Origin of the sequence: Paenibacillus sp. FSL H8-0048, assembly GCF_038002825.1 — a bacterium.
Classification (GTDB): domain Bacteria; phylum Bacillota; class Bacilli; order Paenibacillales; family Paenibacillaceae; genus Paenibacillus_AQ.
Window position 1 is genome coordinate 5570340 of sequence record NZ_JBBODF010000001.1, and the last position, 15632, is coordinate 5585971.

The following is a 15632-nucleotide window of genomic DNA, read 5'->3' on the forward strand; positions in this document are numbered from 1 at the left end:
AACGTAAGGTGTCACTGAAACGCAAGCAAGGCCCCTTATACCAGCAGATCCAGAAGATCCTCAAGGACCGGATTCTGCACGGGGTATATCCGCTCGGCAGCATTATCCCCTCCGAGCCGCAGCTGGAGAAAGAGTTCGGTGTCAGCAAAATGACGGTCCGCGGCGCGGTTCAGGAACTGGCCCAGGAAGGTTATGTGCAGAAGAAGAGCGGCGTCGGAACCATTGTCATGCGCAATACCGCCTACCAGAAGCTCTCCAAGGGCAAGCGGTTCACAGAACTGCTGGTCGAAGCGGGCCATAAGCTGGAAAAGAAGCTGCTCGCATCCCAGCGCCTCGCGAATGAAGCAGGATCAGAGGAATACAGCCGTTACGGGCCGTATTGCCAGCGGATCGAACGCCTGTATATTCTGGATGGCCAGCCCTATATCCATCTGGTGCATTTTCTGACGGCAGCCGCTCTGCCCGGCGGGGGAACAGCAGAGATGGGGGCAGACATCCAGTCCCTGTACGACTCGCTGGAGGAGAACGACATTGTGCTGGAGAACTTCAGGGACCGCTTCTTCGTGGAGCCGGCGCCGCCTGAGGTATGCCTGCTGCTGAACCTCCCTCCCGGTGCGTATGTACTCAAGCGCCTGCGCAACTCCTATGATGCGGAAGGCCGGCTGATCGAACACAGTATCGGCTGCTATAATACGGAGCTGCATCATTATCTGGTCAGCTACGACACTTGAGGCTCGTCACTCTCATTACAATGCTACGGTTGCACACAAGCTTGCTTGTTGGCAGCCGTGGCATTTTTGCTTTTAGGAAATTAAGATTTTCCTCTGTTATGGAAAAAACCGTGATAAATTTGAGGGTAAGTAATCTTTGATTCATCGGAATGAAGAGCTAGCTTGTATTCGAAAAATCAAACACAATCGGGCGCAGGCATCCTTCACCCGTTAGGGTGATTTTGTTCAAATATAATTAATATGTTGCACAGCGATAACTTCTCCTCCTATTTCTCGCTGAAACGGTACCGTCCTTCAAAAGGACGGCAAAGCCGTTTCCACTTGGATAGTACATATTCCGTTCATCTTCCGTTCATATTGGCGTCATAGAGAGGACATCTTCATCCAGTAAGCTTGCATGAACGGCCATGAAGCAAGCCTACTAACAGACAGGGGAAGATGAACATGAGACCACCGGAGAACAAGACAACGGGCAAGCAAACAGGGTTCAAAAAAGTGCGTAAAATTCTGCTTAGAGTATTGGGAGCGATCCTGGCCGCTATCGTGCTTTTTGTGGGGATTGTGTATATCACGAATGTCATCAGCAGCAATGCCGAGGCCAAAAGGATAGAGCCTTACGGCCAGCATGTATCCGTAGACGGCAAGAATATGAATGTGTTCATAGAGGGCGACGGCCCGGACACAGTCGTGCTGCTTCCCGGCTTCGGAACCGCTTCACCGGTGCTTGATTTCAAGCTGCTCATCGATGAGCTGTCTGCGCATTACAAGGTTGTAGTGGTGGAGCCTTTCGGCTACGGCTTAAGCGACGCAACGAAGAAAGAACGAACCTCAGAGAATATCGTAAGTGAAATCCATGAAGCACTGCAGCAGCTAGATATTGACCGTTATATCCTTATGGGCCATTCTATATCAGGCATTTATAGTCTGGATTATGTGAATAAATACTCAGATGAAGTCAGTGCATTTGTCGGACTGGACAACAGTGTACCCTCGCTGAGCGAGAAAAAGATTGAGTCTTCAGAGACAACTATGGTTAAATGGTTCCGCAATTTGGGCTTTGCCCGGCTGCAATTGAAGCTGAGTGCTGACCCTTACGAGGGACTGGCGTATGATGAACATACCAAAGAACAATTGAACCTGCTGATACAGAAAAATATGTACAATACGACGCTGTTAAATGAGGCGGAGAACATGTACTCCAGCTTTAAAGGGGCTGAACAGCGGGGGGTAACATTCCCTCCCAATCTCCCTGTCCTTCTTTTTGTTCAAGCAGAGCATCCGGCAACCGATCAATGGATTCCTGAGCATGAGAAGCTGATTCAGAAGTCCGTCCATGCCGAAATGGAGCTGCTGGATGCCAATCATTATTTATACCGTTCTCATCCCGCAGAAATTGCGGAGAAATTCATGAGCTTCATGAAGGGGATAGGGCAGCAGCCATGAGGCTCTGCCGGGGATTTACTAAACTTAATAAAACACAGTGAATTAATAAGAATTTTATCTTTTCAAATGACATGGTTTGTGAGAGAATAGGTACAATCTTGTAGAGTTAACATTTGACATTACCTATTTTAGAGGAGGAAACACCATGTCAGAAGAGCGCAAGCTGTCCTTTGAAACCCTCGCTGTCCACGCAGGCCAGGAGATTGATCCCACTACTCTAGCCCGTGCCGTGCCGTTGTACCAGACCACTTCCTACGGGTTCCGCGATGCGGAGCACGCTGCAAATCTGTTCGCGCTCAAGGAGTTCGGCAATATCTACACCCGGCTGATGAATCCGACGACTGATGTGTTTGAACAGCGGCTGGCTGCTCTGGAGGGCGGGGCAGGGGCACTGGCGACCGCTTCCGGGCAAGCGGCGATTTCCTTCTCTATTCTGAATATTGCCGGAGCAGGCGATGAGATTGTCTCTTCGGCCAGTCTCTACGGCGGAACCTATAATATGTTCTCCACGACGCTGCCCAAGCTGGGGATTAAGGTGAACTTCGTGAATTCCGATGACCCTGAGAACTTCCGGGCAGCGATCACAGATAAGACCAAGGCGCTCTACGCCGAGACGATTGGCAATCCGCAAGGGAACATTCTGGATATCGAAAAAGTTGCCGCCATCGCCCACGAGCACGGCATTCCGCTGATTGTGGACAATACCTTCCCGAGCCCGTACCTGCTGCGTCCAATCGAACACGGGGCAGATATCGTCGTACACTCGGCCACCAAATTCATCGGCGGACACGGAACCTCCATCGGCGGTATCATCGTGGACGGCGGCAAGTTCGACTGGAAGGCCAGCGGCAAGTTCCCGGGCCTGACCGAACCGGACCCGAGCTACCACGGTTTAGTCTACACGGAAGCGGTGGGGCCAATCGCCTACATCATCAAAGCCCGCGTGCAATTGCTCCGCGACCTTGGCGCGGCGATCTCCCCGTTCAACTCCTGGCTGCTGCTGCAGGGTCTGGAGACGCTGCATTTGCGTCTGGAGCGCCACAGCGAGAATGCACTGAAGGTTGCCCGGTATCTGGAGGCGCATGATGATGTAGAGTGGGTCAGCTATGCCGGACTGCAGAGCCATCCATCCTATGAGCTGGCCCAGAAATATCTGCCTAAGGGCCAAGGGGCGATCCTGACCTTCGGCATCAAGGGCGGGGCTGCCGCAGGGGTGAAGGTTATCGAGAACGTGAAGCTGTTCTCGCATCTGGCCAATGTCGGCGATTCCAAGTCGCTGATCATCCACCCGGCCAGCACGACCCACCAGCAGCTGTCGGATGAGGAACAGAAGGCGGCTGGTGTAACGCCGGAGCTGCTGCGCTTGTCGATCGGAACCGAATCCATCGATGACATCCTCTACGACCTGGAGCAGGCGATCGCTGCCAGCCAGCAGGGCTAGTCTAGCGGGAACGGGCTGTGTTTGGGGGAGCGGTTGAGCCGCTGAGCTGCCGGAGAGTTGCAGCCGGATAGACGGTGAGCAGAAGCCGTGTATTCCTCCCAACAGGTTTCAATTGAGCACAGTTCCTGGAAACTCAGGAAGAGAAATTAAAGACCACTGTTTGATGCAGAATGTTTCTGTATTAGGCGGTGGTCTTTTTTTAGAGGGAGCAGGAGATGGGGGGGAGTGGGAGTAATGGGAAGAGGGAGAAGGGGCGGGGATGTGAGAAATGAGGAAGCGGATTGTGAGGAAAGCGGTTCGCAAGAAAAGCGGTTCGTGAGAGGAGCGGGAGAAAATCTGCTGTAGTAAATACAATAGATCACTCAAGCGTCAAGCCGAAGCCAACCCGAACTCCAACCCCGACCCCGAACCCGAACCATTTCAAAGCCTTAAGAGATTAACAACAAATATGTAAAGGTTACTTCCTACCTGCTCCAACTCGCCCCACTCACTCCAGCTCACCCACCACTTCAGTTCACCTACTCACTCCAGCTCACCCACTCACGTCAGCTTACCCACGGACTCCAGGTCGTCGTTCCACCTTAACTCGCCGCCCCACCGCCTGCTCACTACTCATCCGGTGAGGTGCTGTTGTCGCATTCATTTGATACCGCTTGCATATTTCAGTGCCATTGCCAGTATTTATAGATTGAAGCCTCTTAAAATGCTGGCAGCTTCTCCTCAGGGGGGAGCGGAGCGGCAGTAATTCAAAGGTAAAGGGTGGGTGCGAGGATGAAGGGTGAACGCCAGCAGAAGGATGATCCAAACAAGGAAGAGCGCCCGTTCAAGTATAACACCGGCGACCGGACCCTTGGCATAGAGATGAGCCAGTCCGCATCTGTCGCTTCCGCCGCAGCGGAATTTCTTGCTGAAGGGGAACCGCGTAAGGGAAAGGTGAACCGGGACCGGACGTATTCCCGCCGCCCGGGTGAGCGACAGGCATTCCTGGTCCTGCGCGATGGAGCGGGCGAGCGGTCTCTTCAACGCGCAGAGCCGGGTGTCTACCCTGCGGGCCCTTGCCTGATCCGGGGCGAAGAATGGCTGCTTGCGCCGGAGGTTGCAACACTCTATTCAAGCTGGATGTCATGCAGTGATGAGGAGCAGGCGGAGCGTATCCTGCAGCGGATCTATCACCGGCTGCGGGCTGCTGCTGCCGACCTCCTGGAGTCGGCGGATGGCGTCTGGGCCGCAGTGGCTCTGCTCTATACGCCGGAGCTTGCTGCCCGCCCGGCCAGGCTCGCTGCGCTTCAGGATGCGCAGCTTGACGCGCTGTTCGCTGCCGCGCTGCACAGCCAGCGGCTGGGCGGCGACAGCCGCATCGACTTGCTGGCGCCGTACCCCGCCAGCCTGGAGGAATTCGCGGCGCAGCGCGAATTCATTGAGGGCGTGGCCGAGCAGACCCTCGGCCACGCTTATGCGGCAGCCTGCCGTATCGGGGCGCTGCTCGCGCCCGATGTGGGGCAGGCTGCCGCCGGGGAAATCGCGCGCATCGCCGATTTCCTGGTGCTGGACGGCGCGGCGGGCGAAGCCGCGCCGGGGGAGAGCGCCGCCGAGGGCTTCGCGCAGGCGGCGGCCGGGGTGCTGGCCGCCGTGCGCCGGGTGCGGCCGGCGGCGGCAGTGCTCGCCGCGGGGGCACCGGCGGCGTACGCGCTGGCCGATCTGTATGAGATCGGCATGAGCGGGATCTTTTGCAGCGCGGCCCAGCGGACCGAAGCGCTGCTGCGGGCGGCCTGCCTCACTTGGATAGCGAGGCAGGAGCATTCCGATGCTGCCGCCGGAAGCTGGCAGTAGGAGGCAGACAGGGCGGCTGTTCCTAATTCATCTAGAACCGCGAACTGTGCTCAAGCTGCTGCCACCATCTAAGCCTGATCACCGACACACGCCGGTGATCAGGCCTTTGGGCCGCCAGACTATACATCATTACCGATAACTCTCAGTGCCTAAGCGACTCTGCTATAACAATAACCCGATTCCTCCAGCCATTCAGGCTGCGGCGGAATCGGGTTATCTTGTGCTGCGTAAGGCAGGGAGTTGCCACACCACCGTGTACCTTTGAACTAACCGGATGCTGTAGCCGAAATCCTGCACTAAATACAACATTCCCCGCGTTAAGTCGGCTGTAACTATGGATTGCTGCATGAAATGCAGCATTTCTCATCCCCCGAACTGATGGGAGAGACAATTCCTGCATTTTGTACAACATTCCTTTCAAAACCCCGGGAGTAATGAATCAAAGCTGCAATTTGTGCAACATTTCTCCTTCGTGGCCAGCAATTTCTACCCCAGTCTAACCGTCCCCCCGCCCGGAATCCGGCGGACCTCATCCCCCGCAGAGACCCACACCTCCGTAGCCGAAGGATTATAGACCATCTCCTGCGAAGCGGAGAAGCGCAGTCCCTGTACAGCAGACAGGTAGTTCACAATCTCAATGTTTGTCGCATACCAGATGTCTTCATGGCCGCCTATCATAGTGGCGAACTGCTCCAGCTCTCCCCAGTTGTCATCGTCATTGAACTCATAGCTGTGTCCCCAGACATAGAGAAGCTGCATGTACGAGAAGCGGGGCTTCTCCTCCAGAAACTTTTGGCCCAGGCTGAGCATCTCCTTGTGGTGGCAGGTAGGGTGCCAGGCCAGCAGGTTGTCCGGCAGGCTGAAGCTGCGGTGGGAATTCACCGTGCGGGAATATTCAATGCCCAGGGCAGGCAGCAAGCCGATCACCTGATCATCGTAATTGCCGAACGGATAGGACATGCCTCTTACTGGATAACCGGCCAACGCCTCCAGCGCCTTACGGTCGGTCAGAATCTCATCGGCGATCCCCTCGCGCGGGGTCATGGTGAGGAAGGGATGGGTGCTGGTATGTGCCGAAATCTCATGCCCCTCATAGAGCGCAGCCACCTCGTCCCGCGAGATGTAGCCCTCATTGCCGAATAACCCCGAATTCAGATGAAAAGACCCCTTCAGCCCATGCCCATTCAGAATCTCCACGAGCTTACGGTCGTGGATTCTTCCATCATCCCAGCTTGTTGTTAGCGCTTTAGAAACTCCGCCTGGAAAAAGATCGAATTTAACTCTCATTGCTGTTATCCTCCCTGACTATAAAATATACCGAATATGCATGTGAGCACCGCTCCCGCCTAAGACGAATACGGCTCCACCAAGAACAATGCCAGAATGGAGGGCGATTAGCAAGATTCTTGTTAATGGACGGCATTCCGCCGCTTGGCTACACTGAGGTGGCGAACAGGGCGATTGGGCAGCAGCTTAGCAGCAGCAGGCCCTGGTCAGGACATTCACAAGGGAGAACAGGATGAAGACCGTGTCACGAACAGCACTGGAAGGCCATATCGCCCGTGTCATTGAGCGGATGAAGGATATGCAAGGCTCGATTCAGGAGACCGCACCTATCGGAATTATTACGATGGCAATTGGGAGTGGCCGCAGGGGGGATTGTTGATAGGAGGATTAGGCTCATAAACCCGTGACGGAAACGGGGCGGACAGCGGCGCACGAATGAAAGGTATAAATACACCACATATTTGGAAATCCAACATTGGTGTGAGAATGAAGAGCATAAATACACTACATTTCTGGAAATCTCCCGTTGGAGTGCGAATGAAGGGTATAAATACACTATATTTCCGAAAATTCACCACAAGCGCACGAATGAAGAGCATAAATACACTACATTTCTGGAAATCTCCCGTTGGAGTGCGAATGAAGGGTATAAATGCACCACATTACGGCCAATCCACCATTGGTCCCGCTGCCGTATCATGTGCACGTTTAGCCGCATTTTCGCATGTCGTTATCATGCTAAAGAAGGGCATGATCGTCAAGGAATCGGCCCGACGGATACGGTACTCTAAAGGGGTAGATGACATAAGGTTGGAGGGACACGGATGCAGCGTTGTTTATATAGAGCCGAGTGCAGGGACGAAGCTAATTCGTCAGCGTTCTGGGATGCACATACCCCGTTACTGAATGAACGTATGGATAGGCTGGGACTTGAACGGCTGAGTATTTTTCAGGATGGCCAGGAGCTGTTTCTGTACTATGAGTGCACCAGCCGGGAGGTGGAGCCGGAGCAGTTATTCCAGGGTGCGGCAGAGATTCTCAAGGAATGGCCGGGAGGGGAGCAGCCCCGGTTGTGGGTGCCTATGATGGATATTTTTCATTATCAGCAGCCGGTTTCCGCAGAGCATTGGGAGCGCAGTCATTCGGCGGGAACCCCCTACGGAAGAGTGGCGGTACTGAAGCCGGAGCAGGTCGCAAGCTATGTGTATCACCATTATCAGTACCAGGAGGAGCGCCCGGGAGACGGTGACAAGTACGGGATTATCGGGCTGCATGAGAACCTGCTGTTTTTCTATTCCGAGCTGCCTGCAACGGTAGAGCCTGCACCATACAACGGGAAGCTTACCACGAATCTGCGGCCGGACAACTGGGGTGAGGTGATGGACCCGCATTTCAGGAAATGGAGTGAGGTGGAGCCGGATCAGGCCATTTGGAAAAAGCTTGCACACGTCCTTACCATCCCCCGCCCCCATACAGGAAAAGGAGAATGATTATGCTACGTACATCCATATGTCTCAATGGTGAGTGGGATTTCATGCCGCTCTATGGCCAGCCGCGCAGCCGCGCGCTTCCGGAGAGACTGCAATACGAGGCCCGCAAAATACAGGTTCCCTCAAGCTGGCGCTACAGCTATACTGCGCCTTCGGGCAGCAAATTCGGCGAAGTCGCCGAATACCAGTTCCAGCCCTTCGATGTGTATAGATACCCCGAGGAATGGAACGAAGCTGAAGCCGGGGTGCTTCACCGCAGCTTTCAGGTGCCGGAGACGATGCTGGGGCAGCGGGTCGTACTGCGGTTCGAGGGCATTCTGCAAAAATCGGCCATCTATCTGGACCGCGAGCGGATTGCGCTCTGGGAGGACGGCTTCCTGCCCCTGCGGCTGGATATCACCGCGCTGGTGAAGCCCGGCCGGGAGCAGGAGCTCCATGTAGTCTGCGGCAGCTTCGACACGGCGGTGCTCCCCTCCGGGGAGACCAAAATCACCGGACTCTCCGGCTCCTGGTTCGGCAGAATCGCCCGGGGCATCTGGCAGGATGTTGTCCTGGAGGGTTATCCGCAGGTCTCGCTGGAGGATCTTACGATCCGCACCTCTGTCCGCCAGGGAAGGCTGGAAGTGGATACTCTGATAAGCAGCAGCACAGAAGACGGGCTTTCACCCGAAGGGCTGCGGGTGCTCCTGCAGGTCCGCGGGCGGGAGCCCGGCGTACAGGCCGCGCTGGCAGAGCCGCAGAATCGTCCGCAGCCGCTCTCGTCCGCCCGTCCGCTGCCCGTCCTTGAAGCGGAAGCGGCAGTAACGCCCCGCCCTGCGGAGGGTGCGGCCGGGCGGCAGTTATGCGTCAATACCGGCAGCCGGGAATGGGGCGGAGCGGCCTTCAGCCTGCCTTGGCAGGAGGCTATGCTGTGGAGCCCGGATTCCCCTGTCCTGTATGAGCTGGAGCTTGTGCTGCAAGCGGACGGCGAGATTCTGGACCGCCGGAGCGAGACCTTCGGCTTCCGGGAGTTCTGGTGCGAAGGGCCGCAATTTATGCTGAACGGGATTCCTGTTAATCTGCGGGGGGATTCCTGGCATTTTCAGGGGGCGGCCCAGCAGACAGAGGACTATATCCGGGGCTGGTACCGGATGTGCCGGCAGGCCGGGATTAACAGCATCCGGCTTCATGCGCAGCCGTATCCGTCCGATTATCTGCGGATTGCCGATGAGGAGGGGATGCTGATTGTCGATGAGACGGCCATCTACGGCTCCAGCAAAAGCATGGATGCCGCCCATCCCGATTTCATCGGCAATTGCCGCGCGCATGTGCAGCGGCTGGTGCAGCGGGACAAGAATCACCCTTCGGTCATTCTGTGGAGTGTGCAGAACGAGATGCGCTGGGTGGATGGGCGCGATCAATACAAGCAGCATATCCCAGGCCTGATTGAGCTGATGAAGGTGCTGGATGATACCCGTCCGGTGATGGTGGAAGGAGATAACCGTCTGGTCTCCAAGCAGCAGACCGAGGTGGAGAGCCGTCATTATAACATTGACGGCACGATCGCGCAGTGGGACCGGAAGGTTCCGCTCACCTTCGGCGAGCATGGCGGCTGGTGGTACATCTGCCCGCAGAACAGCAGTATGTACTCAGGAATGGAGGTATATAAGGATTCGGACGCAAGTGCAGCCGGGCTGGCCCACAAGGAGCGGCTGTTTGTGGAATATGCACGGCGGCAAGGCGTCTCAGGGATCTCCACCTTTAACTTTGTCCACTACTTCATGCGGGCCATGCCGGAGCAGGAGTTGAAGCTGCCGCAGGCCGACCTGACCACACCCGGCCCTAAGCCTGCTGTGATTCCGGCCTACTCGCTTTCGCTGAACAACGGGCTGCTGCCCGAGGAGTATCCGGTCTACCTGCCTAATCCTGCTTTTGCCATTATGGCTGCGGCCTTCAAGCCGGTCACGCTGATTGCAGCCGAATACAACCGCTGCTTCTTCGATGATGCGCCGGTCTCCCGCAGCTTCGATGTCTATAACGATACGCTGTCCGCGCAGGATGTGACGATTGAATGTGAAGTTATGCAGGGCGGGCGCAGGGTACACAGCGAGGCCTTCCGCTTCCGTCATGAGCCTGCTCAGCGCCGGAGCATCCGGCTGGAGTGGATGCCGGACCCGGTCAATGGTGAAGGAACTGGGCCAGCAGCAGGAGATGGGGCTGAAATAGACGCAACGGCAAGTGAAGGCGAAGCTACGCTGTCTGCCCGGCTGTTCCATGGCAGTGAACTGATGCATGAGCTTGAGGTAAGCTACCGCCTGGTGTCCGGGAGCTGCCGGACGGAGCGGGTAGAGATCGCTCTGCCCGCAGCATACATCGGCTCAGACCGGGACTTCCAGGCGATTCACGTGCTGGTGCCTGCGCTGGTCCGGGCAGAGCCGGAAGCGGTAGATAAGCTTGCGGCCGGAACCCTGTTGATTGTCGGCAGCAAAATGCAGGATAAGGACGGGGCGCTGGACCGGAGGCTGAGAGGCTTCGTGCAGCGGGGCGGCCGGCTGCTGCTGCTGGAGCAGCTTCAGCTCTCTCCTGGCCGGCTGCCGCTCAACCGCCGGGAATTCATCCGCGCACATAGCGGGGATTACGGACATCCGGTGCTCCGGGGATTAGGCGCGGAGGATCTGATGTATTGGCATGGGGAGCTGCGCGAGGACGGGCCGCTGCCAATCATCCGGGCGGCATTCGAGAAGCCGGTAACCGGCGACTTCACCCTGCTGCTGGAATGCAGCGCAGGGGACTTCGGAGACGGCGGCGATCTGTGGTCGCCGCTGCTCGAATACCGCAGCGGTGCGGGCATGCTCCTGGCGAATCAGCTGGAGATTATGGATCATCTCCAGCGGGTTCCCCAGGCACAGCTGCTGCTGCGCAGCCTGCTGCAGTACGCGGGCCGCACGGTCCACGCGGCTGCACCCCCGGCTGCGCGTTCCGCCGCAGCCAAGCCAGCCGCCGCGCTGGCGCCCGCGGCGGCTGGGTCCGCTGTGGTCTGGGTCCGCAGCGGCGGCATGGCGGAGGCTTTGCTCAGCAAGCTCCGCCTCAAGGGCCACAGGCTGGACAGCGCCGCAGGCTTGTCCGGCCTGCCCCCCGGCCTCCTCGTCGTGGAGGCCGCACTGCTGGGCGCGCCGGGCGCAGCGGAAGCTGTGCGCCAGGCGGCCCTGGCCGGCGGCAGCGTGCTGGTGCTGCCGGCGGAGCCCGGCGGGCAGGAGGCACTCGCCCGCCTGCTGGATGCTCCCGTGCGCATCGCGCCGCACGGGACGTATCATCTGGCGGCGGACTATGCGCACGCCGCCATGCAGGGCATCAGCCCGGTCGACCTGTTCGGCTTCGACAAGGTGCATCTCTCGCCCCGGGATGTCGTCAACCGGGAGCTTGCCGTTTGCAGGCTGGAGGTGCCGGACGCGGAGGTGCTGTGCACCAGCGTCGAAGGCACAGCCTGGAAGGACTATTTCGCCGGGCAGCATACGGCGGAATACAGCCGGCTGGCGCTGGTCGAGCTGAACCGCCGCCAGGCCGCTGCTCCCGGGGCTTTTGTAATCCGGCAGACGGCCGGAGCGGGAGAGATCATCTGCTCGCAGCTGCTCGCCGATCCGGACAGTGACAAGAGTCTCAGGCTCTACACCCGCCTGCTCGGCAATCTCGGAGCCTCGTTCGCCGATGAGCTGCTGCTTCATGACAAGGAGGATGCGCAGTGGGCGGTGGAGGCCGCAATGACGTTGTTCTGTCCGCCGCACATCGACTACGAGGCGATGAAGGATTACTATACCGACCCCGAGTTCTCCCTGAACAATCTGGGGGAAGGCCTATACGGCTGGATGAAGAAAAAAGAACGCCGCCCGGACGGAACCTTCCTCATCCCCGCACCGGAAGGCCGGCCCCTGTTCCTGAGCTGCTTCGTATACCTGCCGGAGATGGCGGGCGCAGCTGCTACCGAAGTTGCAGCCACTACCGAAGCCGCAGTCGCAGCCGCAGCCACAGGCAGCGGGAAGCCGGACGGCACAAGAACCGGCAGACTCCGGGTGAACTCGGCCTGTGCTTTTGACATCTACATGAATGGCCGGTTAGTGCCGGAGCCTGAACAGGAGATTACGCTGACAAGCGGAATCAACCGCCTGATCGCCATCGTCCGGGGAGCGCAGGAGGATATTGCCTTCGGCATGGTGTTCCTGAATACAGACGGCACGTATATGAATGATCTGGAATTCCGCCTGACGATGGATGAGGTGGAGCCCAAGTGAGCAAGAGCAATAGAGAGGAGCAGACCGATATGAACGCCAATGAACCGGTACCATCCGCAGCATCTGCATCACCCGCACCGTCCACATCATCCGTACCACCCGTAGACTCATCTGGCCACGCACAGAGTAACAATACTGTAGAACCGCCTTATGGGAACAATTTGCTTGCCCGCACTGCTGAGCTTGACCAGTATTTTGCCTTCAACGATGAGGCGAGGGAGGTGGAATTCAAGCGGCATGATATGCCGACTCCCTGGCTGAACTATTTATCCAACGGGACCTTCCATACGATGCTGTCCCATGCAGGCGGCGGATTGGCCTTCTATAAATCTCCGCAGATCTGGCGGATTACCCGCTACCGTTTCTTCCATCTGCCCACCGACCGCTCCGGCCCTTATATTTATTTGCAGGATGCCGGTACAGGCAGCTACTGGTGTCCTACCTATGAGCCGGCCTTCCAGAAACCTCAGGAGTGGAAGAGCAGCCACGGAATGGGTTATACCCGCTTTGAAGCGCAGGCGGATGAGCTGGCGGCGAAGACAGTTTATTTTGCCGGGCCCCATGAGAATTCCCTGATCTGGAATCTGACGCTGACGAACCATAGCAGCAAGGTCAAGGAGCTGAACGTGTATGCCTACGCCGAATTTGGGATGATGGAATTCATGCGCGAGCTGCAATGGCAATGCTATAACAAGCATCAGGTGTCGGTGCAGTACCATGACAAGGAAGCACTGATCTACAAATACGGGGTGGAGAATCAGCCCAAGCCGGACGAAACCCCGCTGGTCTATATGATGTCCGATGCACCGCTCGCCGGGTATGACGGAGACCGTGAAGAATTCATCGGCAGCTACCGCAGCGAATCCAATCCGGCCGCTATTGAGCAGGGGGGCTGCACCGGTTCGTCCATTCTGGGTGGCGACCCCTGCGGCGCACTCCAGGTCCGGGTAACGCTTGCGCCCGGCGAGACCCGCACCGTGAACTTTTTCCTGGGGACAGCGATGAACGAGGAAGAGATTGTACGGGCCATCGGCCATTCGCGGGAGGCAGATTTCGTCACCCGTTCCTATGCGGCGCTTCAGGAGAACTGGGAGCGTTACCTCGGGGCGTGGAGCTGTGAGCTGCCGGATCAGGATGCGCAGCGTATGCTCAACACCTGGAATCCGTACCAGTCGCAGCGGAACTTCCTGTTCTCGCGCAATATTTCGTATTATGCCACCGGCACCTTCCGGGGTGTAGGCTACCGGGATACGGCCCAGGATATTCTGGCGGTTGTACCCTACGATCCGGAGGCCGCCAAAGATAAAGTCCGCCTGCTCCTGGGGCAGCAATATCAGGACGGGCATGTGAATCATTACTTTTTCCCGAATGAGGGATGGGACCCGGTGACCAGCATCCACTCGGATGATCACCTGTGGACGGCGCTGGCGGTATGGGACATTCTTGCCGAGACCGGGGATGCCTCATTCCTCCAGGAAAATATTCCATTCTATGACGGCGGTGAAGCGACGCTCTATGATCATTTGAAGCGGGCGGTGGACTTCACCGTCTCCCGGCTGGGACCGAACGGCTTCCCGCTGATGCTGCGCTCGGACTGGAATGACCAGCTCTTCCGTGTATGCCGTGAGGGCAGGGGGGAAAGCATCTGGACAGCGATGCAGTTCGGGACGGTGCTGCTGCGCATGAAGGATCTGGCGGCGGCCTCCGGTTACCCGGAGCATGCGGCGGACTATGAGCGGCTCTACGGGGAGCAGAAGTTACTCGTGAACACGCTGGGCTGGGACGGCCAATGGTTCCGGCGTGCGGTGATGGATGACGGGCGGTATCTGGGTACCGCTGAGCATGAGGAGGCCCAGATCTGGCTCAATGCCCAGACCTGGGCTACCCTGTCCGGGATGGCTGAGGCTGACAAGGGGCTGAAGGCGATGGATAGTGTGCGCGACATTCTCGATACAGAGCTGGGCATCAAAAAACTGCATCCGTCCATCACCACCTTCCCCGATCCCGCCGATCCGCTAACCAACTATAACAAAGGAACCGGGGAGAACGGTGCCGTCTTCTGCCACGCCAATACCTGGGCGATTATTGCGGAGTGTATGCTGGGCAGAGGGGACCAGGCGTATAAATATTACCGTCAGCTCATCCCGAACATCGCCATGGAGCAGGCCGGAATCCGGCGCTACAAAGCGGAGCCGTATGTTTATGCCTCGAACCTGTTCGGGCCGGAGTCCGACAGATTCGGTCTGGCGAATGTCTCCTGGCTGACCGGGACGGCCGCGTGGATGTATGTGGCCGCTACGCAGTATATTATGGGCATCAAGCCGGTGCTGGCCGGACTGTCCATTAACCCGTGCATCCCGTCTGCCTGGGAGGGCTTCTCGGTCACCCGGCGGTTCCGTGGCTGCGAGTATGAGATTACCGTGAAGAACAACAGCCGTGTCTGCTCAGGCGTACAAGAAATCCGGGTGGATGGCGAACGGCTCGAAGGCACAGTCATCCCCTCATACCCGCACAAACCATCAGTGAAAGTGGAGGTCATAATGTAGCTGCAGGCTTTCTGTAGAGACAGAGTGTATAAGCAGTATGTAAAAGTGTCCCGTGGGCGGCCTCTAGCATCGCCCGTACGGGGCACTTTTTTGGCGTTCAACGATCAGCCGATTGATGCAAACAGGAACTGCGCACCTGGCCCCACCACTTGAAATCGCTGGATCAATGAGGTGCAGAAGTGCACCTGAATTCGCAGGTGAACCAGAAATTACTGTTAATGACGTTAAACAAATTCCCAAGCACCTTCAATAACTCCCTAACCCGAATTCTCTTCATCCGCCCCAGCAACCCTTACCCTGTCTCCAGGCCAACCCTCTCTCCTCAAAAATCAGGCTTGCCCCCGGGTTTACTTTTACGCCTTGCGTGGTATAGTATAGGTATAAGTTGCACGAAGGAAATATAGTTGCTCTATCGCAACAATGATTATCATTCTCATTCATCTCTCAGTCATTCATTTATCTCTCACTCTCTTCCAGGCATGACTATCTTCCAGTCATCACTTTGAGTCATGCCATCATCCCAGTCATTATCCTCAACAACCATACCTATTCAACATGCTGTCCCGGCGATGCCGGGGCAGCATGTGTCATTTTAAGGG

Annotated in this window: 9 protein-coding genes; 8 read left to right on the top strand and 1 reads right to left on the bottom strand. The window is 57.2% G+C overall.

Going from position 1 to position 15632, the window contains the following annotated elements; all coding sequences use genetic code 11:
* Window positions 1–8: 8 nt before the first annotated feature.
* The 4 genes from NSU18_RS24045 to NSU18_RS24060 all read left to right on the top strand — a co-directional run bounded on the left by NSU18_RS24045 (window position 9) and on the right by NSU18_RS24060 (window position 5445).
* Window positions 9–731 carry a GntR family transcriptional regulator gene (locus NSU18_RS24045; RefSeq protein WP_341016564.1) on the top strand — a complete coding sequence of 241 codons (723 nt, stop codon included), beginning with the start codon at window positions 9–11 and terminating at the stop codon, window positions 729–731.
* Between the two features lie 444 nt (window positions 732–1175).
* Entirely contained in the window at window positions 1176–2174 is a 999-nt protein-coding gene (locus NSU18_RS24050; RefSeq protein WP_341150243.1) for an alpha/beta hydrolase, read from the top strand.
* 145 nt (window positions 2175–2319) lie between these two features.
* Window positions 2320–3615: a homocysteine synthase gene (locus NSU18_RS24055; protein ID WP_341150244.1), complete on the top strand. Its 1296-nt coding sequence runs from the start codon at window positions 2320–2322 to the stop codon at window positions 3613–3615.
* 759 nt (window positions 3616–4374) lie between these two features.
* The gene (locus NSU18_RS24060) at window positions 4375–5445 is read left to right on the top strand and encodes a hypothetical protein (RefSeq protein WP_341150245.1); all 1071 of its coding nucleotides are present in this window, start codon (window positions 4375–4377) and stop codon (window positions 5443–5445) included.
* A 486-nt stretch (window positions 5446–5931) separates the two neighbouring features.
* On the opposite strand, the gene NSU18_RS24065 is transcribed toward NSU18_RS24060, so the two are convergent.
* Window positions 5932–6732 (bottom strand): polysaccharide deacetylase family protein, encoded by an 801-nt coding sequence (locus tag NSU18_RS24065; protein ID WP_341150246.1) that lies wholly within the window; start codon window positions 6730–6732, stop codon window positions 5932–5934.
* Window positions 6733–6964: 232 nt separating this feature from the next.
* On the opposite strand from NSU18_RS24065, the gene NSU18_RS24070 reads away from it, so the two are divergent.
* The 4 genes from NSU18_RS24070 (at window position 6965) to NSU18_RS24085 (ending at window position 15033) form a co-directional block, all read left to right on the top strand.
* Window positions 6965–7111 carry a hypothetical protein gene (locus tag NSU18_RS24070; protein ID WP_341150247.1) on the top strand — a complete coding sequence of 49 codons (147 nt, stop codon included), beginning with the start codon at window positions 6965–6967 and terminating at the stop codon, window positions 7109–7111.
* Window positions 7112–7646: 535 nt separating this feature from the next.
* A complete protein-coding gene (locus NSU18_RS24075) occupies window positions 7647–8222 on the top strand; it encodes a hypothetical protein (protein WP_341150248.1) in 576 nt (191 codons plus the stop codon).
* A gap of 2 nt (window positions 8223–8224) precedes the next feature.
* Window positions 8225–12487: a glycoside hydrolase family 2 TIM barrel-domain containing protein gene (locus NSU18_RS24080; protein WP_341150249.1), complete on the top strand. Its 4263-nt coding sequence runs from the start codon at window positions 8225–8227 to the stop codon at window positions 12485–12487.
* Window positions 12484–15033, top strand: coding sequence for a GH36-type glycosyl hydrolase domain-containing protein (locus NSU18_RS24085; protein WP_341150250.1), 2550 nt, complete (start codon window positions 12484–12486; stop codon window positions 15031–15033). The genes NSU18_RS24080 and NSU18_RS24085 overlap by 4 nt, the downstream gene beginning before the upstream one ends.
* Window positions 15034–15632: the final 599 nt, after the last annotated feature.